At 53.5% G+C, this 23,987-nt stretch carries 16 protein-coding genes; 6 read left to right on the top strand and 10 right to left on the bottom strand.

Annotation, left to right across the window (positions count from 1 at the left end):
- Positions 1-24: 24 nt before the first annotated feature.
- Together OHL19_RS21265 and OHL19_RS21260 are read right to left on the bottom strand one after the other, a co-directional pair.
- Positions 25-2,694 (bottom strand): ABC transporter permease, encoded by a 2,670-nt coding sequence (locus OHL19_RS21265; RefSeq protein ID WP_263359852.1) that lies wholly within the window; start codon positions 2,692-2,694, stop codon positions 25-27.
- Entirely contained in the window at positions 2,691-3,038 is a 348-nt protein-coding gene (locus OHL19_RS21260) for a PadR family transcriptional regulator (protein ID WP_263359851.1), read from the bottom strand. Before OHL19_RS21260 ends, OHL19_RS21265 begins: the two co-directional genes overlap by 4 nt.
- A 562-nt stretch (positions 3,039-3,600) precedes the next feature.
- Between OHL19_RS21260 and OHL19_RS21255 the strand changes: the two genes are divergently transcribed.
- Positions 3,601-3,957, top strand: coding sequence for a TonB-dependent receptor domain-containing protein (locus OHL19_RS21255; protein ID WP_263359850.1), 357 nt, complete (start codon positions 3,601-3,603; stop codon positions 3,955-3,957).
- Between the two features lie 353 nt (positions 3,958-4,310).
- Here the strand turns inward: OHL19_RS21255 and OHL19_RS21250 are convergent, their stop codons facing one another.
- The 7 genes from OHL19_RS21250 to OHL19_RS21220 all read right to left on the bottom strand — a co-directional run bounded on the left by OHL19_RS21250 (position 4,311) and on the right by OHL19_RS21220 (position 17,818).
- The gene (locus OHL19_RS21250) at positions 4,311-5,897 is read right to left on the bottom strand and encodes an EAL domain-containing protein (RefSeq protein WP_263359849.1); all 1,587 of its coding nucleotides are present in this window, start codon (positions 5,895-5,897) and stop codon (positions 4,311-4,313) included.
- Between the two features lie 297 nt (positions 5,898-6,194).
- The gene (locus OHL19_RS21245) at positions 6,195-6,983 is read right to left on the bottom strand and encodes a response regulator transcription factor (RefSeq protein WP_263359848.1); all 789 of its coding nucleotides are present in this window, start codon (positions 6,981-6,983) and stop codon (positions 6,195-6,197) included.
- Complete coding sequence (locus tag OHL19_RS21240) at positions 6,980-7,690, bottom strand: RNA polymerase sigma factor (protein ID WP_263359847.1); 711 nt, start codon at positions 7,688-7,690, stop codon at positions 6,980-6,982. Before OHL19_RS21240 ends, OHL19_RS21245 begins: the two co-directional genes overlap by 4 nt.
- Before the next feature lie 878 nt (positions 7,691-8,568).
- Positions 8,569-10,638 carry a sigma-54 interaction domain-containing protein gene (locus OHL19_RS21235; protein ID WP_396126818.1) on the bottom strand — a complete coding sequence of 690 codons (2,070 nt, stop codon included), beginning with the start codon at positions 10,636-10,638 and terminating at the stop codon, positions 8,569-8,571.
- Positions 10,639-11,146: 508 nt separating this feature from the next.
- Positions 11,147-13,234 carry an alpha-N-acetylglucosaminidase gene (locus OHL19_RS21230; RefSeq protein WP_263359846.1) on the bottom strand — a complete coding sequence of 696 codons (2,088 nt, stop codon included), beginning with the start codon at positions 13,232-13,234 and terminating at the stop codon, positions 11,147-11,149.
- Positions 13,235-13,449: 215 nt separating this feature from the next.
- Positions 13,450-14,397, bottom strand: coding sequence for a metallophosphoesterase family protein (locus tag OHL19_RS21225; protein ID WP_263359845.1), 948 nt, complete (start codon positions 14,395-14,397; stop codon positions 13,450-13,452).
- A gap of 31 nt (positions 14,398-14,428) precedes the next feature.
- Complete coding sequence (locus OHL19_RS21220) at positions 14,429-17,818, bottom strand: TonB-dependent receptor (protein WP_263359844.1); 3,390 nt, start codon at positions 17,816-17,818, stop codon at positions 14,429-14,431.
- A 443-nt stretch (positions 17,819-18,261) separates the two neighbouring features.
- On the opposite strand from OHL19_RS21220, the gene OHL19_RS21215 reads away from it, so the two are divergent.
- Together OHL19_RS21215 and OHL19_RS21210 are read left to right on the top strand one after the other, a co-directional pair.
- Positions 18,262-19,647 carry a hypothetical protein gene (locus OHL19_RS21215; RefSeq protein WP_263359843.1) on the top strand — a complete coding sequence of 462 codons (1,386 nt, stop codon included), beginning with the start codon at positions 18,262-18,264 and terminating at the stop codon, positions 19,645-19,647.
- A 215-nt stretch (positions 19,648-19,862) separates the two neighbouring features.
- On the top strand, positions 19,863-21,353 hold the full coding sequence (locus OHL19_RS21210; protein WP_263359842.1) for a metallophosphoesterase family protein: 1,491 nt from the start codon (positions 19,863-19,865) through the stop codon (positions 21,351-21,353).
- Positions 21,354-21,726: 373 nt separating this feature from the next.
- Here OHL19_RS21210 and OHL19_RS21205 read toward each other — a convergent pair whose 3' ends face one another.
- Complete coding sequence (locus OHL19_RS21205; RefSeq protein ID WP_263359901.1) at positions 21,727-21,909, bottom strand: LuxR C-terminal-related transcriptional regulator; 183 nt, start codon at positions 21,907-21,909, stop codon at positions 21,727-21,729.
- 386 nt (positions 21,910-22,295) lie between these two features.
- Here OHL19_RS21205 and OHL19_RS21200 point away from each other — a divergent pair, with 386 nt between their 5' ends.
- From OHL19_RS21200 to OHL19_RS21190, 3 genes are all read left to right on the top strand, one after another.
- Positions 22,296-22,451, top strand: coding sequence for a hypothetical protein (locus OHL19_RS21200; RefSeq protein ID WP_263359841.1), 156 nt, complete (start codon positions 22,296-22,298; stop codon positions 22,449-22,451).
- A gap of 36 nt (positions 22,452-22,487) precedes the next feature.
- Entirely contained in the window at positions 22,488-23,381 is an 894-nt protein-coding gene (locus tag OHL19_RS21195; RefSeq protein ID WP_263359840.1) for a TolC family protein, read from the top strand.
- 90 nt (positions 23,382-23,471) lie between these two features.
- The gene (locus tag OHL19_RS21190) at positions 23,472-23,792 is read left to right on the top strand and encodes a hypothetical protein (RefSeq protein WP_263359839.1); all 321 of its coding nucleotides are present in this window, start codon (positions 23,472-23,474) and stop codon (positions 23,790-23,792) included.
- Positions 23,793-23,987 lie beyond the last annotated feature (195 nt).

Here is a 23,987-nt window from a genome sequence, read left to right as displayed (position 1 = left end):
TGCAAGTTGAGCTGCTTCTTAAAATCAATCGCATCGCAGTGCTTCGAGCGGGTCAACCTTTTCCGCACGCCATGCAGGCACCCAACACGCCAGCAGGCCCACGGCCAGGAACAGCAGTCCCACAGCAATCAACGTTGCAGGATCGCTGGGCTGCACTTCGTAGAGAAAAGATTTCAGCACTTGCGATAAAGCGACAGCCAGCGCTGCACCGAGCAACACACCGCCTGCAATCACTCGAAATCCTTCTCCCAGGATCAACTTGCGAAGGTCGCTATGTTGCGCTCCTACTGCGCAGCGAATCGCCAACTCTTTGCGGCGCGAAACCACAGACAAGGAAAGCACGCCGTAAATTCCTACCAGGGTCAACAAGCTTCCAACTGCTGCAAAGCCTACCAGCAAGCGCATAGCGAAGGTACGTGATGCAAGCGAATCATCGCGAATCTGCTCCAGCGTCCTCACGTTTTCGATCGCCGCAGTCGGATCCACTGCACGCAGTTCGCGCTCTACTGCAACTACTATCGCACGTGGATCGGCCGTGGTTCGTATAACCAGATGCTTTGAGAATGCATTGGCCTGCCAGAGCGGAAGATAGACCTCCGACGAGGCTTTCTGCGTCAAATCGTCTGTTCGTCCATCGGAGATTTCTCCAACGATTGTGATGCCTAGTTTGTCTCGTCCGTCAAACCAGAGCTTTCTTCCGATCGCGCTGTCATGAGGAAAAAAGCGGTCCGCGAACGCGTGGTTTACGATCGCCACCTTTGGCGCCTTATCGTCGTCCGTCGAACGAAATTCGCGCCCGTTCATCTGCGCCATTCCCATCAGCTTGAAATAGTCCGGCGTCACCGCACGCATCGGCAATGCCGTTTTATCGCTCTCCTTGACCGCTGGAGGCTGGCCCTCGATTTCTATCGTTGCCGGCCAATTGTTTCCTGTTAATGGCACGCCCCAGGCAAACGCCGCGTACTGCACACCTGGAATGGCTGCAACGCGCTCCAGCGCATGGTGGTGAAAGCTGGACCAGGTCGATCCGTTCTGCACATCGGTTACGCTCATCGTCAGGATTTGGCCTGTGCTGTATCCGGACGGTACTACTGCGATTTTGGCCATCGTGCGGATCAGCAGTCCAGCGCCTACCAGCAGCGCCAGGGTCAGTGATGTCTGCAGCATGGCAACAGCTCGCAGCAAACGCCGCTCGCCGACCCCTGCTGTGCCTTTCGGTCCAGCGCTTTTGAGTACCTCCATCGGATCCAGCCGAAGCACCCGAAGTGCAGGAAATATTCCTGCGAAGAATGCTGCGAGTACCGCAGCCACAAGTCCCCACACTAAAACTGCTGAACCTGCGTGTACCGAATCGAGCCGCGGAACGGCGTGGATCGCGATCATCTTGAATAAGGTGACTGCGCCGAATGCAAGCCCGATGCCAAGTGCGCCACCGAGGATCGCCAACAGCAAACTCTCCGTCAGGATGAGCCGCACTAGGGCTAGTCGTCCCATCCCCATCGCAATTCGGATTGCATATTCCTGTTGCCGTTGCAGCCCTCGCACCAGCAGCAGCGCTGCGACGTTTCCACACGCGATCAATAGCACGAGCGCTGCGGCACCGAGCAGAGGTAGAAGAATCCGCTGCCCATCCTGATTCATTTCATCCTTCACGGTTTGCAGTTGCGGCTGGAACCCTTCAAATGTCTTTTCCGATAGTGCTCCCCGCGCTGTAAGCACAGCAAGTTCCTGCTGTCCTTTCTGCAGTGAGACACCATCGCGTAGCCTCGCGACGACGTTCCAACCGGGATCCTTTAGATTCTTGGGATCGGGATATATCGGCACCCACAGGTCCACCGGCGCATTGACGTCGTAATTCGGCTCCTTCGCCGCCCCTGGCGAGGGAAGAAAGCGTACACCCGGCTCCATGATTCCGATTACCGTCGGCGGCGTATCCCAGCGGCTGATGCGTATCGTCTTGCCGATAATCTGGGGATCGCCAGCAAAGGCCCGTTGCCAAAACTCATACCCTAGCACAATCGCTTTCACCGGACCTGGCGCAAAATCGGAATCCTCAAAACCCCGGCCTGCCGCGGTCTTCAGGCCCATGAGCCGAGAATAATCTTTGCTTACTTCCATTCCCTGCATCGACTGGCTGCCGTCGTTGCGAACCAGAAAATTGAAGGTCCAGCCATACCCCGCGACGCCCTGCAATGAAGTCGCATCTTTGCCCCAGTCCATCCACTGCTGAGCCGCCCAGCCCCTTGCGCTGTCCATCTTCTGTTTATCCGTGCGCACGGCCGAAACCAGCACGAGCTGATCCGGCTTATCGTAGGGCGGCGGTGTCAGCAGCACGCCCTGGATCAGGCTGAACACTGCGGAAGTTGCCCCAATTCCCAGCGCCAGCGTCAGTGCTGCTACCGCTGTGAAAGCCGGCGACTTCCTCATCATGCGCATCGCGAAGATGCAGTTCTGCAGAATCGTTTCCATAGCTGGTAGTCCCTCCTCTGAGTGATAGCTCTCGCGGATCGCTTCGACCGGACCAAATTTCATCCGTGCGGTTCGGAGGGCCTGTGCAGGTGTCATTCCCGCCCGGATATTTGCTTCCGTTTCGAGGGCAAGGTGCTGCTCAACTTCCTCGCGTAGACGCTGGTCGCCACTGCGCCGAGTGATAAAAGTCCACCCGCGCAGCCACGCTCGTCTAAGCGCTCTCATGACAACTCCTCCGACCTCGCCGAGAGAAACCTGGCCATGATTTCAGTCGTCTGCTGCCAATCCCGGAGTTCGCTTTGCAAATGTCGTCTCCCGGCCTTGGTCAGACGGTAGTAACGGGCTCGGCGATTGTTTTCAGAAGCTCCCCAGTCTGAGTCGATCGAACCCTCCTGCTCCAGTTTCAGGAGCAATGGATACAGCGTGCCTTGATTTACCGAAAGCAGATCGCCGCTGATCTGTTCAATCCTTCGCGCAATGCCGTATCCATGTAAAGAGCCAAGGACTTCCAACGTCTTCAAAACCATAAGAGCTAAAGTGCCCTGTTTTACATCCGTCTTCTGACTCATAAGCTTCAACCTTTTGGTAACCAACAGAAGTTTTACACACTTTCCTTTTGGAATACAATAGGAATCCTTCCGCCCTTAATCCGCAGAAGAAAATCGTCAGCATCAGCTGTGGAAGACGAGAGCAGTTGCTCTATACGCTAGAAATATAGACCGAAAGGGAACTTTCGACTGACCTTTCCCTCTAGGAAAAAGCCAGCATCGCAATCTATGAAAAGTTCACATAATTGGCGAAGCTGCTCTAATATCGGGAAACGCGTTTATCGTCAGCAAGAGATCAGTGACGATAAGCTGACTTATCGGGAGTGATGTGCTACCTGTGATTCTGTAGACCGGCCGACGTTGAGGGATAACAGTCGCCTGCCTGAAAAGAACTTTGCCGTTCAAGCGGCAACGGCAAAGCCTGAAGCGTGAGCGTCGATAGAGCTGGGACTAGATGAAGATCAGTGGTGCAGCTTGGCCAGCTTCGTGTTCAGCGTAGCAGTCCAGTCAGCTTCAGCGCTCGGTTCCATACGCTGCGCAATCGAGAGAGCTTGTTGTACGCCGCTGCGCTTTCGTCGTCGCGGTGAAGAGCGGCGACGCATCGCAGGACAACCATCCGCAGGGTGCTCCGGCTCATATAGCCAATCTTTGGTCGACGTATGACTTTGCAAAGGCTGGCATGCAGGGATTCAAGGTTGGTGCCGGTTTGAACTATCTGGGCAAAACATTCAGTGACATTACGGATGTGAATTCCGCCCCGTCATACGTGATCGGCAATGCCACATTCAGTTATGACAAATCCATGTGGGGCTTTCACTTGAACGTAGATAACTTCACCAACCGGCGATATTTCCTCGCTGCGAATGCGGCGGGAGCATATGTGGGCAATTCTGCTGCGGTCTATGGTCAGGTTACGTTTAACCTTGGCTCGCATCGATAAGAAGAAGACAAATGTTCGCATTTCAGTGTGGCTCGATAACTTCGACCGAGAAGGAGCTCAGGTAGTTTACCTGAGTGAGAAATAACATTCTCCGGAAGAGCAGACTCGACATTGTCTCGGGGCCACAGATATGCAAAGCATGCATATAGCCTGGAGAGATACAGATAGCGGATAGATCCCGAAATATCGCTCTTCTTCGCGCATGAGAGGGCTGGGTTTGGTTCTAAGCCTGACCCAGCCTCACAGCATCGGGGACGACACCGTTAAGGCAGATAATCGCAGCAACATTTCTCGACGGGCGAAAACGAAATCCGTAGCAACCATCCTTTTCCCTGATTCAAATCCCTTGGAATTCAGTCAACCGCAACGATCGTCCGCCTGCTCTCGTCGATTTCCTCCACGGCACCGTACCAACGAATGATTTCTGCCGTTGGACTCAATCGTGCGGAGCCTCGGGATCGCATCCATTTCCAGTCCCCATCGAGGTTTCGCACCCGATATTCAATATCGATTGGGTTACCGGATCGTAGCGCTTCCTTCATGATCTTCATCGTGGATTCCAAATCATCCGGATGTAAGGCTTCCAGCCATCCGAGGTTGCGCATCTTCTTCCTGCTCAACTCCGTGGTCTGCACCCATCGGGAACTCATATGCAGATTGTTGCCTTCGGAGTCCATGATCCAGGATTTAGGATCGGTGGGTTCGGTTGCAGCCTGATCCCGTTCGTCGCGGGCGCGAAGGGCCTCCTGCGTTCGTTTGTGCTCAGTAATGTCGGAGACGGCAACCGAGATTCCAATGACTTCATCGGCTTCATCCAACGCCGGCTGATAGGACAGCAACGCCGCCCAATTTTCTTCTCCGGGGACATTCGGCGACCGGGTGACCTCAACCTCAGAGACAGCTTCGCCTTTCAGAGCGCGGAGTAAATAGGGCTCCAGCGCCGGAAACGATTCGGGAATCATCTCCTGTACCGTCCTGCCCATGTGCGCAGCTATAGACGCTCCATTCATGTCGGCAAGCCGTTGATTGAGACTCACGTAGCGCAGATCGCGATCAAGAAAACATAAACCTACGGGCGCGCCGTCGTAGATGGCCTGTAGTTGGGCAAGATGCTGGGCTGGCAGTGCTTCCAGACTCGAAACCGCCCACCCGTCACCCGGCGTGGATAGACCGGCAGAAATGGCTCGGGGAGGAGCTTCGACAATTGCGGATACCTCACCGATGGGAACCCCCTTTCCATAAAGCCAACCCTGGCCAATCTCGCAGCCAAGCCAAAGCAGCATGTCTGCCTGCTGCTCGGTCTCAATCCCTTCCGCCACGGTTGTGAGACCTAGGCTATGTCCCAGACCTACGGTAGCGGCGACGATCTTGCGGCTTTCCCTGGTCTTGGTCATTGATGCAACGAAGCTGCGATCAATCTTCAGTTCATCGAAGGGAAGCGCCTGCAAATGTCCCAGACTTGAATAGCCGGTCCCAAAGTCATCCAGCGCAAGTTTGCATCCCATGGCCTTCAACTGAACAGCGATAGCCTTCGCTCGGTCCAGGTTACCGAGAAGTGCGCTTTCGGTAACTTCGATGGTCAGTCGCTCAAGTGAGAACCGGGCTTGATTGGCTAGATTCTCGATCTGCCGGGGAAGGTTCAGATCCCGCAACTGCGTTGGAGATGCATTCACAGCAAGAGACAAAGGTTCAGGAAACAAGGACGCGGACAAAAATGCTTTCCGTAAGATCTGTTCCATGAGATCGCCGATCAAGCCGTTCTCATCGGCCAGTGAGATAAAGTTTTCGGGTAGCACTAAGCCAAATTCTGGATGGCGCCAACGCGCCAAAACTTCAAAACCGGCCAGTCGGCCAGTTCGCAGTTCTACCAACGGCTGGAAACATGGTTCTAACTCTTCATTCTCAAGCGCTCGACGTACTTGCAAGCTATCTAAGGCCATGGAGAAACTGTAATCCAAATCACACACAGCATCCATTAATTACGTGACGTTGGTCAGCATCCCTGCATTTGGTCTCCACCGACCCGGAGACCTGTCCGCGGCAATAGCCACTCTCGCCATTTCCCCGCTCTGCCTGAACTGGCCGACGCAAAGAGCGCCGTGCAGGCTGCGCTGCAGAAACTCAAGCAGCATCCCGAAGACACCACGTTCTTTTAGACGGATGCCCTGGGGTGATTCTGACCCCGGATCAAGCTACTGCGGCCGCTTCAACAGGACCCCATTGGTTCTACGAGACCACTAGTTCTGAGATAAGCACAATGGGTCCGGAGTGAGCTTGTCTGATTGTTCTTTTCGCGAGGACTGCGTCGAGCGCCTACCGAAAAAGCAGGATTGTGCTTGAGAGATTGCCAAGCCGCGTTTCTCAGCATTTGTGAAATACACATCGCTTGCTCCGGCACTCCATTGCGTTGGCGTCCGGCTTGGTACTCCCACCAGGACAGCGAGCCATACAAGTTCCGCAAGGGACGAGGCTTTCATCTTTTTCATGATCTTCCCTCGGTGAATTCGAATGGTAATTTCGCTCGTCCCCAGTTCGTATGCGGTTTGCTTGTTGAGATATCCGCTCACCACATACGGCAAAACCTGTCGCTCTCGTGGCGTCAAGTGAGAATAGTTGCTTTGAATCCGGCGAAGAAACTGGAAGTCAGCCCACTGCTCATGCGCCTGCCTGATAGCCAGGCTCACTGCAGTTAGAAGCTGCTCTTCATCCACCGGTTTCAACAGAAACTCGGTAGCTCCATTCCTTATCGCCCCGACAATGGTTGGAATATCGCAATGCGCTGACGTAACGATGAAAGGCATGGCAGCGTCACAGATTAGTTTTTGCAGTACGGTGAGTCCATCCATAGTTCCCGGAGTGAGATCGAGAATCACACATGCGGGCAGGTTCGGTTTCGGCGATAAGAAAAACGTATCGAGGCACTCAAAGGCCCTGACACAATATCCATGGGATGATAAAAAAGCCAGAACCGACTGACGAAGCGTCGAGTCGCTGTCAATTAAATAGACCATCGATTTGTTTGTCATCGACCCTCCGTTGTTCCTTCGCTTGTGAGCCGATTCGATAGATTCCTCTCCGCTCCATGCCTCGACAGCACATTCGCTTCTATATCCACGGAGCGTCTCGAATTAGTGGCTCCGCCAAGGTAGTTCCGAGCCCGGAAAAGACGGGATTTCACGGCTGAGGGAGAAATCCCCAATACTCGTGCAGCATCGTCGATCGAACGTTCTCGAATGACTCTCTCTTCAAGAGCTGAGCGGAGAACCATGGGAAGTTTCTTTATCGCTTGATCGAGAATGTCACGCTTCTGGTTGTAACGATAGGATTCTTCCGGTCCTGGCCGTGCATCAACGAATTCAGTTGCAGGGCGCTTGCTCTCAGTCTCCGATGCTCCGTCGATCGAAATTTCGCATCTCCGTCGCTGCTTTCGAAGAATCATGAGGGACGAGTTGATGGCGATACGCGTAATCCATGTACGAAATTGGGCGTCCTTTCGAAAGTTTTTGAGACCCATGTAGGCGCGGAAGAAAGTATCTTGCATCGCATCTTCCGCGTCTGCCTGGTTTTTTGCGATGGAATATGCAGTCCGAAACACGATCCCTGCGTAGATCGAATAGAGTTCTTCAAATGCAACACCTGAGCCTGCCTGCGCTGCTTGTATGAGCGCGTTCACTCTGTCGCTCTGATCCCTTCGAGAACCATCTCGTTCGGGCCTGTATCTGGTCTGACTCACTCATTTCTCCGTGAACATTCAATGCGAAAAGGTTTACGTCTCACCCATGGTTGGCACGGAGCCGACTCACCAATAAGTCGTTATTGAGAATGCATTCCTGGATCTGGCTAAGTTCGTAACGTCCCGGTTACAACTCAAGGAACGTCCCTTCGCCCAATCCTCCCCACCTGAGCAGAGCAAGATGATGAACCCAGCCGCCAGAAACTGTGCTTCGAGGCTATTGTGTGCAGTCGTCATGAAAAACCTCCTCTTAACTGTTAAGCGACGGTAGAGATAGATCGGCACCTCTACTTATGCCGCTGGTGTTTGGGTCATAATGATTTCTCTTACACAGGGACATTGCTTGCCATCTGAAATGTGTTGTCTGCTAAGCCCCTTCCTAATTGGGTTCGCTTGCTCGCTCTTGAAACATCCATTCCCGAATGTAGGGTGCGCAGTTGACCAGCCTGATATTTTGAGCCTCACAGGAATTCAGAAATCGGACTGCGTGAATATCCACCAGATCCAGTTCGTCCAATTCCAAAGTCACCTGCCAGCCATCACGTTCGATCTCACTGAGCACTGCGACCAGTTGGCAACACCGAAGCGCGCCACTTAGCCGAATTCGGGGCCCGTGCTTTCCAAAGAACCGTTGAATTTTCAGCGTCATGCAAGGTTTCCAAATTTGCCTTCTATATATGCAAAAGAAAGGCCATTTTAAGTTGTTGATAATTAGTAACTTAGCCTGGGGTAAAACCCTTAAATTTAAGGGTTCCCGGATCGCAGAGGGAATTACGCGCAATGGGAGTTCCGAATGGACAGGATGAAAACACCAGGATGAGGCTGGACTTCTGTGCGGAGTTGAAGAAGCGAGGCGCGGTGCGAGGTTCCTTCGAATATCAGTATTTCTGCGATTTGAACCGATATTTGTCAATTCCCAGGCGAGCGATCTTTGAATCGAGCGATCGTGCCGGAAGACCTAACTTCGCGGCTGCTCCTTCCGGTCCATAAACCCGGCCACGGCTCTCGGCAAGAGCCGCTTCAATCATTTCCTTCTCCTGGTTCACTAGGACGCCATTCAGGGTAGCTGTCTGAGAAGAAGCCTGAGGTTGCTTTCGCTTGAACCAGGTCTCATCCACGGTAAAACAATCCGAATCGTTGAGGATGACCGCTCGCTCAACAACGTTTTGCAATTCGCGGATATTCCCCGGCCAATCGTACGTTTGGAGGAGCTTTAAGGTCGTCTTATCAATCGTTCTAAATTTTTTCCCAGCTTTACTCCCGAATCGAGCGATGAAGTATTCGACGAGCAAGGGGATGTCCGTGCCACGATCCCGTAGCGAAGGTATCAGGATAGGCACCACATTAAGTCTGTAAAGGAGATCTTCACGAAACCGACCTTCAGACACTAAAGTGTCCAAATCCCGATGAGTGGCGGCCACGATCCTCACATCAATAGGAATTGGCTTACCACTCCCTATCCGTTCGATTTCACGTTGTTGCAATACCCGGAGAAGCGCCACTTGTATCTCCGGCGGCACGTCGCCTATTTCGTCAAGGAAGATCGTTCCACCATTCGCTGCTTCAAAACGCCCCAGTCGCCGTTGCGTCGCACCGGTAAAGGCGCCCTTCTCATGGCCGAAGAGCTCCGAGCCTATCAAAGATGGAGTGATTGCAGCGCAATTCACGGCAATAAATGCTCGTGATGCCCTATTCGACCGCTTGTGGATTGCGCGCGCAACCAACTCTTTACCTGTGCCCGTTTCGCCGAGGATAAGAACTGTGGAATCCAAAGGTGCAACCTTACTAATTTGAGACAATACCTTACGAAGGGGAACAGAAGATCCGACAATGTCCTCATACATCGAGTCACGTTCGATTTGTTCTCGGAGGATAAGGTTTTCATTCCGTGTTCTCTCTTCCGAGCGGATGCGATCGTCGATGTCAATTCCCGTCACATACCACCGAATTACCTGTCCTCGCTCATCCATGAGCGGGTTAAATTGCGCGAAGATCCATCGATACTGACCATCTTTGCGTCGAATTCTCTGTTCCACCGAGAACGATTTGCAGCCGAGCATGCCCCTGCGTCGCTCCTCGCGCAGTTGCTCGACATCGTCCGGGTGAAATCCGCGCTTGGCCATATCCGGCTCGCGCGCTTGTTCGATAGAAAACCCCGTGTAGTCCAAAATAGCTTGATTGGCCCACAGAACTGAGCTATCCGGCTTCATGACGCTGATCATTACGGGTATCAGATCCACGATTTTGCGAATGGCCAAAGACTGGTCTGCCTGCACGCGCATGAACGTCGCCGCGATTAGTTTGCAGGCCGAATCCAGGAACTCACGATAGGCAGCATCCAGCTGTTTGTGTGGATTGATCCCCGCCACGACAAGTGCCACTGAGGTTTGTTCGCCGACCAACGAAATCGGCAACACCAGACCGGAGTGCGGAGAATCCTCCCAAAAGCCTCCCGGCAACGGTCCGATTTTTTGCTCAACGTCATCTATTTCCTGGACCGAATTAGTTTGGAATGCGCGCGCGATAGGCCACGCTGTAGACGCATCCGTTTCTATCAGCTCGGTTTCTATTGGACTTGATGGTTGACCAGGATTCAAGCCGACATGTGCAACCAGGCGCGCCCGCTTATGATCTTCACCCGGTACATAAAACAACGCGAAAGGCAAGTCGTACGGATTTTCACCGATCGTCTCGGCGGCGATTCTACACACTTCATCGATCTCTTTTGCTTCCATCGAACGTGCCGCAAGATCTCGAAGCATGCGAAGGCGTCGTTCGCCGATAACGCGATCTGTTGTGTCATCGGAGAGACAAAAACAGCCCCCGATTCGTCCTGACTCTAGAACGATGGGATTAAACGATACAGTGTAATATCGCTCCTCGAGAAACCCACTGTGATCATGAACATGAAGCAGATCTCGTACTAGGGACGGCTTGCCGGTGGTCATTACGCCCTGCAACGTCGGCTCGATGGTAAGGCGTAGCTCCGGCCACGATTCAAACAGCAGCGAGCCCAGCGCCGCGGGATGCTTCTCCCGTATTAAAGGAATAAAAGCATCGTTGTAAAGAACAACAGGGTTCGGCCATCCCCAATGAATGATGATTGGGAATTGAGAGCTGACGCAAAAGCCGACAGCAATCCGCAACGGCGACGGCCAATTAGAAAGAGGTCCCAGTGGTGTATCGGACCAATTGTGGAGTAGGATTCGCTCTCCCATTTCGCCGCCGTCACGGAGGAAATCCGTCTCCAGGGACTTTCGAGCATCTCCGAAATCATCTTGCGTCGCTATCATGCGAAAAAATTATAGCCCACCGCCCTGATACGGACCGCGTTGTTCTCGGAGGGTGGTCCTCGATAGTCATGGTGCCCCCAGCACAATCGACCTCACCGCAGGCATCGGGCAAATGGAGGATAGCCTTGAAGTTCTGCTCGTCCAGAGAGAACAATATGACCATTCATCTTGCCTTTGTTAACCCCAGATGCTCTGCAATCCGCAACGCGATAGCATAAGAATCGCCCTGGGCCTGGGCTGAATATTGTTGATGCTCCCGATTCCATTTATCTCCAATGGCAAACCAGTCGATTTGTTCCGGCTCGGCATGCATCTGGAGTGCTCTTTCCAGGCTCTCGAAATAGAGCTTCCACCTCCGCAGATAGTAGTCTCCCGTCAGTCCCGCCCAGTCTTTGTTCCCATAGTCATGCAATCCAGCTTCTGCGGCTTTTCGGTCTCCCCAGGTTGTGAGTATGGAACGCGCGTCATAGAAAAGGCGAGCGCTTTCAGCGTCTGAAGAAGCCCACGCCGACACATAGCGCAACCACTCCCCGAGAAGAAACGACTGATTGCTGGAGAGCAACTCGTCCTGCATCTCCATGAGGTCTAACCACTCCTTGGTCAGGCAGTGAAAGAGAGGTTCGTTACCGCTCACGTATGCGTCTTGAATCTCCGGCAGGAGTTCACGACTGCGGTTAGCCAGTACCTGTCGCGTTACATCGACAATGTCGTATCGATATGTCTCGGTCTTTCGAACAGCAGGCGATGCCTGCAGCAATTCAACAAGTGCTTGAGAGAACTCCTGCGATTTGTAACGCATTTCATCAGGAGCCCACGTCGACGCCTTCGCAACCGACAAGCCCGGCTGCGCATTGAACAAAGACTCCTGCGCCGCGTCCCGCTCCCCATGAGTCTCCACTCCATCAGCGCGACTTCCGTAGGCCGTGTTGAGCAAGACCTGCCAGGCACGAAGCGCATGCGGATCGCGCTCACCGTAGCGGCGTTCAGCATACTCTGCGGTCCATTGGGGAAGACTGACCGGCTGGGCTCGCCACGCCATCTCGGTAAACAGATCAAAAGCGAATGGATTATTGTCCATCCCTTCAGGAAACACGGCAATACCCGACATATTTGTGGCTTTGGCTCTCATGGATGGAAGTCGGACGCCATAGTCGTAGAGATTCGCTCCCATCGTGGAACGCCCCCCGAACTCCCACAGTCCTCCAAACAAAAAAGGCGCGTGCATAAAATCTAGCTCGCGGCTTTCTCTGGGCTTACGTCCCTGCTCTATATCGACGATCAGCAGCTTGTCTCGATTGACGCCACGCAACAGCTCTGCAGGCGGATTGTTCTGCCATGCCAACATCATCCATGACGCTTCAGGGTGTGCTTTGAGAAGCTCCGTTTGGATCCGTTGTGAAGCTTCGCCGATGGGAACATCCGCCGCAGTACCACCTTCCTGAAAGACATTCATGTCATAGATGGAGCTGTCACCAAAGAGGGCGCGTTGATGCCGATAGAAAGATGCGGCAACCTTCGCAAACAGTGGGTCTCTTGGGTCGAGCCACGCCGGACGCTTCAGGCCATTCCAATCTCCCTGGGGAACGATATGAGCCTGAGGGTATTTTGTGGCCATACCCTCAGGAACCATCCCGTAGAAACCAGGAAAGACTGGTGTTATACCGAGCGACCTGAGGCGTGCAACGATCTTCTGTGCGGATCGAAGCCGCTTCGCAAGGAGTGGTCTCGAAATTGGACCGTCGAAGCAACACATATTGCCCAGGAGTTGCCAATTTTGGTGAGCGGGTTGAGTGATCCACCTTCGTATCTCCAGATCGGAAAATCCGAAGTCACGAAAGGTTTCATAGAGGACGGTATCTGTACCACGCTCCACCAGCGTTGCGTTGATGCCGCTCAACGCAAGTACATCGATCTCGTGTTGCCAACGAGGCCAATCCCAGTACGGGCTGGAATACCCGTCAGTGTTTTCGTTGAGCGCATAGCGATACGCACACGCCGTATCGAGTTCGATCGTCTCCACGGGTACTGGAAGTCTCTCTCGCAGCTTTAGTTGATTACCGTTCGTTGAGATCTGCAGATGCGCAACATATTTCAGGTACCAATTGACCCCGAACAGCATTGCGCTTTCAGAGCTGCCTTGGACCATAATTCCGCCACGGACATTAGAGATGCGAAACCGATCACGCCCATCCTTCGGCGTGATCATGCCCAATCCGATCTGCGATGAAACACCCGGAAGCAGGCGATCCATCGCATTCCGCACATTACGGACTCGGAGCGCATCGCTGCTTTGCCCCCGCACCGTGGTTGCGGTCAGGCATAGCAGGCAAAGACAGACAATCAGTCGGAAACAAACAAAGGTCAATCTACAAACGGATTTCAACAATGATTCGCGCCTTGAAGTAAGGTCTCAGCTCTTCGTAAATATAGTTACAGAACATTAGCCGAAGTGCGGCCTGAATTAGCTCAGGAACGAAGGTTCAAGCGATATGGTCTGCTGTAGTGCGTGGACCACTCTACCAGGCCGGCATTGACGAATCGCCATGTCTGCTTTTGTGTATCAACCTCCATGAGCATGTAGGCGTTCTCGTCATATCGCGTCGCAGCCATGACATAGTGCTGCGGTCCAAAGGTATGGGCAAAATCGATCCACTTGTGCCAGTGTCCAGTTACAACGAGTTGAATCGTCTCTTGATACTGACGGAGAAGCGGATGCAGGCCATAGTCCTTTACCTCTGTCGGAGTGCATTGCCACAGTGGGAAATGAGTAAAGACAAAGGTTGGCTTATGCTCTCGCAGTTGGCTTTCAAACCAGTTAAGTTGCTCTTCTCCATACGAGCCCACATCGAGGTTGTAGTCATTGGACGTGGGTGTCCAGGAGCTTCCCAGGGCATTGTTCAGATGAATAAACTTCCAACCTTTGTGATCGATTGCATAGTAAGGCTTAAGCTGAAATTTTGCCGCGAACAACCTATGGCTCATCTCGCGCGACACATCCGGAACCGAATAATCATGATTGCCAAAGCCGACGTGTACTGGCATGGTGAAACCGTCCGTCAGCTCTTTCGCGTAGTCTAGCCTCGTCTTGTTCTGGAAGTAGAAGTCGTAATCTTTCGATGGATAATCATGAAAGTAGTCGCCCACCAGAAAGACCTTCTCGATCTTCGGCTGAAGGCTGTTGATCAGCTCGCGCGCTGACGTCAGTCTCTTCGAAGTGAGGAAGACGCTCTCCGTGTCCTCGGGACTGTTTTCAGGCCCTTTATAGAACGGGTCGATAATGTGTGTGTCTGCAACAACTGCGAAGTAAAAGTACCGTCCGGCGGAGACAACCTGTGTCTCGCGAGCCCAAAGCTGTTGGGTTAGAGCAGCGCCCAGAGCTCCAGCGCCCAGCGAACTGAATTGACGTCGATTCATATACAAATTGCCTCCACCAGCGGGTTAATTGTTAGAAAACGAAACGAGCTACGACCTGGGCGACGCGACCACCACGGTCCGCATTGAGAATTCCGAAGTTAGGATTTCCAAGCGTGAAACCAGTGGGGCTCGTTGAGCCGCTGTCCACAAGGAAGTTCGTGGTGTTGGTTGCGTTGAAGGCCTCCAACCGGAGTTGCAGTCTCGCAGATTCAGTGAACGGCACCTCTTTGGCAAGAGAGGCATCGAACTGACGATGAGCTGGCCCAAGGACGGAGTTCCGGCGAACATTGCCTACTGTTCCATTCGCCGCGAACTGAAAGGCATTGACGTCAAACCAATGCACCGCGGTATTCGTTGGATCGACCTTGCGCGGTCCTTTGTTTGCGTCCTGCCCAGGAACCACGTCCGGCCTCTGCCTGCAGGTCCCGCAGAAGCTTTCGAGCCCATTGTTGGCGCTATCGAAGTTCTGGTTGACCGTATACCAGGGGCCACTTTCAACAGTTAAAATGCCACCCAACTGCCACCCTCCGAGGAGCGCATCCGTCGTTCGGCTGATGCTGCTGCCGAAGGTCTTTCCGCGTCCGTATGGCAAGTCATAATGGAAGCCCGTGGTCCATCGATTCGTGATATCCCAGTCCGAGTTCCCTCTCTGCGCGTTTTGATTCCAGGGATAGTTGCCGCGTCCGTTGTTGCCGACACTGAGTCCGGAATTGGTGATGTTGTCGATATCGTGGGCCCAGGTGTATGAGCTGATCATCGATAAGCCATTCCGGATGTGGCTTTGGAACTTCACGCCTAATGCGTTGTAGGTGCCCATGCCGTCGTTCGACGGTCCTTGGATCGCCGCTCCAGGCTGAAGATTGCCGCTCGCATCGACATCCGGAAAAGGTTGCCGCTGCGCATAGGGGACAGAGTTGTTGAGAGCGATGGAAGGAATGTTCCAGTCCATCGTGGTATACATTGCGGTCGTCTTTGACCCGATATAGGAGACATCCAAAGAAGTATTCGGCGTGAGCTGCTGTTGAACCGTTACATTCCATTGACCGAAATAGGGCGTTCGTAAATTGAGTTGAGCCGCAAAGAGAGTCGTGCCGGTAGGATCTGTCAGTGCCGTCGGTGGAAAGCCAGTATCCATCGTCACCGGGTTGCTCGTGCCTGGTGAGCTGTTAGCTGGAGCATAGGTATCCTGATCCAGAAAAGGAGCCGAAAATCCCGGGCTGGGCTCGCCAAATGGTCCAAGCTGTTCAGGGCCATAGAAAAGTGCATACCCAGCGCTGAGTACCGTTGTCGGGGTCGCGAGATAGCTGAGTCCTATCCGTGGTGCGAAGTCATGATGATCCGGCTGCACTCCAAAATATTGATTGGCATTGTTATTGAGCGTGAAGATTCCTGCGTTGATCTGACGCTGGATTGAGTCGGGGAAAGCGCCCGTGTAGTGATCCAGGTTAAGGGTCTTGGTATAAGGGTTGAGGATTGCACCGTGATTCTGCGCCTCTGAGACCGGCGTAACATAGTCCCAGCGAATCCCCAGATTGATAGTCAGCTTGGCCGAAGCTTTGTACGTGTCCTGTACGAACAAAGAGTAGGCTTGCCGACGGTAGTCATCTGTATGAATGGCGGAAAGCTGTGACTGGTTCGGCAGATCGAGAAGGAAATCTGCAAAGGCATTGCCGAGGGCCGCTCCGCCAGCCGTGTAATGACCGTCAAAATCGAACTCTCCATTCGGAGCGAACGAGCTGGCGGCACTCAGGAATCGGATGCGTCGGAACGTTCCGCCCAACTTGAGTGCGTGTCGTCCTTTGATCCAGGTCACCGTATCGGAAGCCTGGTAGGTGCCATTGAGATCCTGCTCAGAGTAGGATCCACCGAAGCTGCTCAGTCCATTGGTAAAGGTGATAGAAGCCAGGCCGCCCGCAAGACCCTGCTGAACCGGTACACCGCCGATGCCTACCTGCTCGTTCACGTTTGCAGAATTGGCTGGTTCGTTCAGCCAGTTGAGTCGTGTCCAGCCAAAGCGTGCATCGTTGATTAAATTCGTGTTGAACGTATGGATCCAGTTTCCGACCACTCCCTGAGCGTCTGCGGAGTTATTGTCGTCACCGGTGAGGATCGTTCCTGCGAAGAGTCCCACCTGGGGTTGGTTCTGGTGCTGGTACTGGTAGCGTCCGAAAACGCTGTCCTTCGTAGTGAGTTGATGGTCGATGCGCACCGCGACGCGGTTGTCGTCTGTATTCTGAGCGCCATTGTGAAGAAAGTTGTCCGACCCTGACAGATTTGGAGCCGGGATGGCAGCCGCAATCTTGGCGGCAATAGGGCTGATACGGTCGGTTGGAATCTTGTTACCGGGAAAAGGCTTCCCTGTGGCCGGATCGTAGATGGTCGCATCGGCACTGAAATCGCCGGACGCCTCTGCGGCCGTGGGGATCAAACCTTTGTTCACCGCTCCGGGAGAGCGGTATGGCTGCATCTCAAAGTCCGCGAAGAAGAATGTCTTGTCGTGGCCGTTGTAGAGTTTCGGAATCCAGACAGGCCCTCCCAGCGACGCTCCAAAGATGTTCTTCTTGTAGTCCGGTTTTGCGATATTCAGTGCGTTGTTGAAGAAGTCATTGGTATTAAGAGAACTGTTTTGAACGTATTCGTATGCGGATCCGTGAAAATGGTTCGTACCGGCTTTCGTGATGACATTAATGACCGCTCCGCCGTCTCTGCCAAACTCGGCAGAGTAGGAGTTGGTCTGTACTCGAAATTCAGCGATAGCATCGAGGGACGGTTCGATGGCATAGGTCCTGCCCTCGTTTACGTTCTGGTCGTAGCTGTTATTGTCTGTTCCGTCGAGGATGTAGTTGTTCTGGTACTGGCTGACGCCATTGGCGGCGAAGCCCTGTCCACTATCGCGAGGGCCGGAAGGAGTCGTCATATTGACGCCGATGGTAAGAGGAGCGAGGTGGTTGAAGCTGCGATCAATGACCGGAAGGTCGTCTTTCAGAACACCGTCGATCGTCTGGCCGATAGAGGTATCCTCCGTCTGCAAAGTAGGCAGCTGAGTTGTCACCACCGTCTGTACCTCAACAGTGCCGACCGCGAGCACCACAGGCACGCGCGTGTTCTGTTGAAGCTGAACTGAAACATGCGAGATGATCTTCCGACCGAAACCCTGCTTCTCGACAGAGACTTGATAGTCGCCAACCGCAAGCGGGGTCACAATTACCGAACCAAGAGTATTGGTTGTTACTGTAAACTTGGCGCTGGTTCCGTTATTTGTCACGGCGACTGTAGCGCCGGATAAGACCGCGGATGTCGGATCGGTTACGGTGACCGCGATTCCTCCTGAATCCTGTTGAGCGTGGGCAGCAGCGCTTATCAAAAACATCAGAACTGCTAGCCATGATCCTCGATAGCGTTGAAACTTCCTGGTGGACACTGGGCGTCTCCTCTAAAATTAAACATTGGTCTGCCGTTGAGAGAGTGGTACACGGCCGCCAGGGCCAAGTCAGATTGGCGTAACGTTCGATTCATATTTCCTACCTAGAATCGGAACATCTCGGCGGGGCGTGCACCAGTAATGAAGCCATCCTAAGAGAAACGTTTCTACCCGCTAGGTGCATTAACCGTTCAAAAGCATTAACCTGCCGTTAAATCCTCAAACTATTGATTTTGAGATAGATAGCGCGCACGAAAGCTTTGAACGTATCAGTGGGGACGGTGTGATGAGCCGGTTTATACACGGTTTATTCCAGGTTCTGATCTGCCAATCGACCGGCAGCGGAACCCTCACCAGGAAGGGGTCGCGATGACACAGGATGATTTTCCAAGGCACGACGAGAACAGAACGATGCTGACCCATCCGACCGACTCGAGGGCTCAATGAACGCAGAAGCAGACCTATCCCAGGCCAACGAAGCGAGCGGACCCGGCTTGCCACCTCCCCTGTCCTACACGGACTGCTGGGCTCTGACCCAGCGCATTGTGGCGAGCGAACATTTCTCGAAGTCTGAACGATTGCCGAAATTCTTGTCGTATATCTGCGATCGCGAATTGCACGGATTGTCACATGAAATCACGGAGCAGCAGATTGGGGTGAGGGTGTTCAATCGCCCCGCCGATTACAATCCCGGCGACGACAACATCGTCCGCAACTACGCGGGGCAATTGCGGAAGCGTCTCGACTTGTACTTCGAACGGGAAGGAATGGAAGAGAAGATCAGGATCAGGATCCCGCGCGGGGCATATGTTCCCGTGTTTGAACGCCAGGAGTCGTCCCCTTTGGCCGTCGACTCTCAGCTCGCTCCTCCCTTGGACAACGCAACTCAGGAAGAACTCAGCCACAATGAGCCCCTTGGCGAAAGCGTGGTCAAGGATGGCGTCTCCGCAGCGACGCATCCCTCCCATCCTCGCCAGTGGAAAATGTTCCTTCTGGGTGTTCTCGCCTGCGCCTCTGTACTAAGTGCGTTCAAATGGCTTCCCGGCATCTTTCATTCGTCTGTGCAGGTTAAGCAAACAGCACCCCGCTCAATTTGGTCGGAAATCTTCGTGAAAGACCGCGACACGTTTATCGTTCCAGCGGACAGCGGGCTCGGAATTCTGCAGAACCTTTCCGAGCAGCAAGCATCTCTCTCGGACTATGTGAGCGGAAAATATCTGTCCGAGGTAAACATTCGCAACGTCGATCTTCCAAACGTCGAAGACTTACGCACACAGAGGTACACCAGTATCGTCGACCTCAATATCATCGCCAGGCTGGCGCGCCTCCCGGAGGCAGTTCCCGATCGTACAGTGATCCGATTCGCTCGTGATTTGCGAATGGAGGATCTCCGAGACGGCAACGCTATCCTATTGGGAGCAATTCACACCGACCCCTGGGTCGACATGCTGCAGAAGCAGCTCAACTTCCAATTCGTTTGCGAATCGCACGTGAACCACTGCTCCGTCGTCAACGTGCACCCTGAAAGTGGCGAGAAAACTGTGTTCGAGAACGACTCGCAGCAACGCTCACATCAGACCTATGGCGTTGTCGCTCTTATTCCGAATCTAAATAGGACAGGCCGCATATTGCTTATTGAAGGTCTGAATATGGCTGCAACGCAGGCAGCAGCGGACGCGCTCCTGGACGAAGCCACGATGCGTCCCATTATTCAGCAGGCGACTCGCAAGAATGGAACAGTGAGCCCATTCGAACTCTTGATTGAGACGACCAGCGTGGATGCAGCGCCACTGCCCCCTCGGATCATTGCCTCCAGGTTTGACCATTGACCATTGACCGCCATTGATCATTGCCCCGAATGGTCAGCTTCGTGAAAGGGAGACACAGCGCGCCTTGCCAATAACGCGTTTGCAACGAAATATTCACGTTGCTGCACACCCGCTATAGTAAAGTCATTTGCGCTCAAGCTACCTCCGGCGATTCGCATCTGGATCGGTCCGGGCGATGCTTGAAAAAAGCATCTCGTCCTCCCGGAGCAGCGTACATGACCTATATCAAGAGCTTCCATTCTGCGCCTCACTCTCTTGTCCAGTCCGCAATCGCCGCCCAACTCAGAAGTTCTTCGCCGGCGACAGCAAGTATCGGCATCGCCGAAGGCAATCAGAATCTGCAGCACGCTACTGAGATCCTCGATAGGCTGCCTCACCCCCGTCTCTATCGCTCTCGGGAGAAAGCACTCACCGCAGCTTCGGCAAGCCCCTTGAGCGCAACCAACCCGCTCTCGCCCACCTGTATCCAACTCATGCTGGAGTATGCCTGGGCAGCGTTGCGCGGGAACCAACAAAGCATGACGGATGTGACGAACGAATTCGAAAAATCAGGTTGTGACGGCACCGGCTGGTTGAAAGCAGCATTCGATTACCTGACTGCGCACAATTGGTTCCACAACGCCACCATTCCCTATGTTGCCTCGGGAAACACACTCCAGCTTCCGGAGCAGACCAGCTTTCGGATCGGTATTCTAGGCGATTGGGGAACAGGCGAGCCAGTCGCGCAACTCGTACTCGAATCGCTCATGGAGCAGAAGCCAGATCTCATCCTTCACGTAGGTGACGTCTACTATGCAGGAACCAGGGACGAGATGCAGGTCAATTTCCTGAATTTCATCAAGACTGCCCGCGCTAAAACTGGACACTCGGCCCCAGTCTTCAATCTCGACGGCAATCATGATATGTACACGGGCGGAGAGCCCTTCTATGACGCCCTGTCCCAGGTCAACCAAGGCGCCAGCTTCCCGAACTCCCCTGCAGCTCCTGTCCCTACGCAATCTGCCAGCTTCTTCACACTGAGCAATTCCTGGCTGCAACTACAAGCGATGGACACCGGATACTACGATAGCGATCTCTGGGATATCGGAAACGACACCACAATGCTCCATCCCGCCGAAGCCGCCTGGCACGTCTCTGCTATTGAAGATGCCGCCAGGAACAGCCGCGCTGTCATCCTGTTTTCTCATCATCAGGGGTGGTCAAGATTCCTGGGCATCGGCGAAGGTCATGGGGCAGCAGGCGGCTCGGGGAACACGGCTCAAATGGGCAAGCTCGGCTACAACGTCAATCTCCAATCAGAACTCAAACAAGTACCAGTCGGCCCCGTCAAAGCATGGTTCTGGGGACACGAGCATGTCCTCGAAGTCTACGACCAGCCTTCGATCGCTGCATCTACTGTCACCACTCCCGGAAACCAAAGCGTGAGCCTATCAAGTCTCTTCCCGTGGGTTCCCTTCGGTGCCTGCATCGGCTACTCTGCGTTTCCGATGCTCGAAACCGACGCCCCCTACGACGTCGCAGTCTCCAGCATTCAAAGCAACGGCAATCTCCAGGTCGGGATGACGGGAAATCCGCCAGGGTACAACCACGGGTTCACCGTCCTCGATATCGCCCAAGGAGGGTCAGCAACCGCCACATACTTCTCCATCGCTGGCGATGGAAGCAGTCCATCAAGCACCATCATCGGGTCTTCGCAAATCTCCTAACCCAACCATGTCTGGACAGGAACACCAGAGAACCTATACCCGACTGATTCCAGTCGCGGGAGATACCGACATTCCTCAACAGCCGATTCATTTCATTCAGAGATACAGCAAACGGTGCTCTCTCTTATTCAAAGAGATTGAGAGAACGTGCCTTCACGAGACAACTCACCCTATTTCCAGGATGCCTATGGGAACGATCTGCGTGTTCAACTCATCATTGGCTTGACGGGTACCATCGCCCCTTGCTCTACCCAAGCCGGCAGTGTGTGGCTGGGTCGGTCCTGTTGGCGATGATTCCAGCCGCAGCGGCCTCATCGACGGATAGCAGCAGTCGTCGATGGCAATTCGGGGGAGCGTGGAGGGAACCTTACACTTAGTTTGCTCCTGCAAATTCGGGGATAAGCTGAAGTTCGATTGCAATCTGAATTAACGAAGCCAATGAACTTGCCTCGAGCTTTCTCATCAGACTGCTTCGATGGACTTTCACCGTAATCTCGCTAATACCTAATTCAACCCCAGATCCTTGTTTGCCAATCGCGGAGTACGTTCGTTCCATTTTGTCGGACGCTGACACGCTGCCAAGTATGCTTTCCTCGGCACAGCGAAGATACGCCACAAACAGTCAACTCCCCGGATGATGTTTCATCGCAGAGAAGTTCGAATCCCAGCAAGAGTCGCGGGCGTGGCTTCTCCAATCTCTGCATAATGTTGGCTGCCCCATGACATGAAACAGTCGTCAGCTTCTATTGGAGGTTTCTAGCAGAAGTTGGATAGGTTCTACTAAACGTGCTCGTCGGGAACGACCGGGCATTGGATCAGTTGCGTCAATGAGTACATTGGCATGAAGCCGACAAATAACAATCGTAGAGATATGTGAATCAAGGGACGAGGGTTCTCGTTTGCACTATTGAGCGCTGAAGGTTGCGATCATGTTGTAGCCGGTTGTCGGATACGATATTCACCGTCAACGCGCAATCGCTGGCTTTCAACTTCTCTCAGTTCGACTACATTCGGGCGGCGCAGGCTGGTGTAAAAGCTGCGAACGCTGCGCTTAGGGATATTAGAGAACAGGTCGAAGAGGATGCAGCCGTCACTTAGATTTCCCTCGATCGCGCACAGCAACGGCAAGCAGCGATGACCGATGAATATGGCTATGCTCTCAGGCTGGTTTCCATCGTTCAGGATCGACTTGATGCTGGCATTGAGTCTCCATTGGAACTGAAACAGGCCCATCGCACCGCACTGCAGATCCAGCTGCAGCAGGAGCAGCTTGAGGATGAAATTACGTCGCTTCGGGAACACTTCTCTCAACTCATCGGACTGTCTGCCACCCAGCTCGTAACAACGTCGAGTAGCATCCCGTCCAGTCCGGCGCCTCTTCTGTGGTCAACCGAACATCTGAATGAATATCCCGATACGCCTGGCGTACTGTCCGCGAAGATGAATGCGTTCGCAAAGCGCAAACAGGCCAATGGAGATTCACGCTATACATGGCGTCCACAGATTGCATTTGCGGCGCAATATGGGCGAATCAGCCCCTTCAATGGAGCAGCCACTTACTACAATCTCAATGGCAACTACAACACGGCTTATGCTGCCGCTCAGGTTCAATTGCCATTTTCCGATAGTGCTCGTAAAGCGAAGGCTCGTGAGTCATTGGCGGACGCGCAGCATGCCGAGCACACCGTAGAGTTTCTTCGTCAACAACAGAACACCACTCGCGTAAAGCTACAGCATTCGGTCACGGAACTTGGGACCAAGGCAGAACTGGCCCAACTCGATCGAGGCATTGCCGAGGACCAGCTCAATGCCATGCTTGTGCGGCTCACGTCGGGAAATGGAACTGACTCTACTCCGCCGATGACTCCCAAAGATGAGATGAATGCCCGTATCCTTGAGCGGCAGCGCTATCTGGAGATGCTGGATGCGACCCTTCGATTGCAAGAATTGCAGATTAATCTGCTCCGTCGAAACGGGCAGCTCGAGAGCTGGATTCAGTCTGCGCATGATGCCCAAACATCAGATTGATGCCGATAAGAACATTTATGATGAGTATCCGAGCCGCCGTCGATACAGCGCTTTCAGACAGGTTTGTGCACCTCGTGAGAACATGCTGACATGATCGCCCTATGGAATGAGGAGAAGCCCAGGCAAGGCAAGAATGGCGAACGTTGGAACTTCACATATTGGTATTTGGTCTGCACTTCGGACCGAACGAAAGATGCGCAGCGGCTATTCTTTTGGAACGAAAAGAAGAGCGAATGTGGCGTGGTTATCCTTACGCCGGACAAGACGGTGCGTTACTCCCGAATCAGAAGCCTGATAGAGAAGCTGGTCGCGGATCATGAACTTCGAAGAAAGTACCAACGCGACATTGAGTTTCCGCTAGAGCGACACTATCCCGAGTATGGTGCCTTTCCCGAGGAACATCCTGCTTAGGCGAATAGCACAAGGCGAAGTGTAACCAGACAACCATTCACAATGGCGGCTCTGGTTCCAAACAGATCGGGCCGTTTACAGCGTTCTGAAGGCGCTGTTTGCATCGCAGATAGCGTTAGTCGTTTGAATTGATACATGCCCAAGCAACAATTGTATTTGTTCAAGCTCTCTTCCAGCCTGATGGCGAAGCCGGGC

Source organism: Acidicapsa ligni (assembly GCF_025685655.1).
In the GTDB taxonomy this organism is placed as follows: Bacteria; Acidobacteriota; Terriglobia; order Terriglobales; family Acidobacteriaceae; genus Acidicapsa; species Acidicapsa ligni.
The sequence above is the reverse complement of the archived record's forward strand: the minus strand, read 5'-3'. Positions and strand labels throughout refer to the sequence as shown.

Bases quoted from the DNA above. Each gene is read 5' to 3' on its own strand.
- OHL19_RS21265 (WP_263359852.1), bottom strand. From the start codon at position 2,694: ATGAGAGCGCTTAGACGAGCGTGGCTGCGCGGGTGGACTTTTATCACT.
- OHL19_RS21260 (WP_263359851.1), bottom strand. From the start codon at position 3,038: ATGAGTCAGAAGACGGATGTAAAACAGGGCACTTTAGCTCTTATGGTT.
- OHL19_RS21250 (WP_263359849.1), bottom strand. From the start codon at position 5,897: ATGGCCTTAGATAGCTTGCAAGTACGTCGAGCGCTTGAGAATGAAGAG.
- OHL19_RS21245 (WP_263359848.1), bottom strand. From the start codon at position 6,983: ATGACAAACAAATCGATGGTCTATTTAATTGACAGCGACTCGACGCTT.
- OHL19_RS21235 (WP_396126818.1), bottom strand. From the start codon at position 10,638: ATGACCACCGGCAAGCCGTCCCTAGTACGAGATCTGCTTCATGTTCAT.
- OHL19_RS21230 (WP_263359846.1), bottom strand. From the start codon at position 13,234: ATGGATCGCCTGCTTCCGGGTGTTTCATCGCAGATCGGATTGGGCATG.
- OHL19_RS21225 (WP_263359845.1), bottom strand. From the start codon at position 14,397: ATGAATCGACGTCAATTCAGTTCGCTGGGCGCTGGAGCTCTGGGCGCT.
- OHL19_RS21215 (WP_263359843.1), top strand. From the start codon at position 18,262: ATGAACGCAGAAGCAGACCTATCCCAGGCCAACGAAGCGAGCGGACCC.
- OHL19_RS21210 (WP_263359842.1), top strand. From the start codon at position 19,863: ATGACCTATATCAAGAGCTTCCATTCTGCGCCTCACTCTCTTGTCCAG.
- OHL19_RS21205 (WP_263359901.1), bottom strand. From the start codon at position 21,909: ATGGAACGAACGTACTCCGCGATTGGCAAACAAGGATCTGGGGTTGAA.
- OHL19_RS21195 (WP_263359840.1), top strand. From the start codon at position 22,488: ATGACCGATGAATATGGCTATGCTCTCAGGCTGGTTTCCATCGTTCAG.
- OHL19_RS21190 (WP_263359839.1), top strand. From the start codon at position 23,472: ATGATCGCCCTATGGAATGAGGAGAAGCCCAGGCAAGGCAAGAATGGC.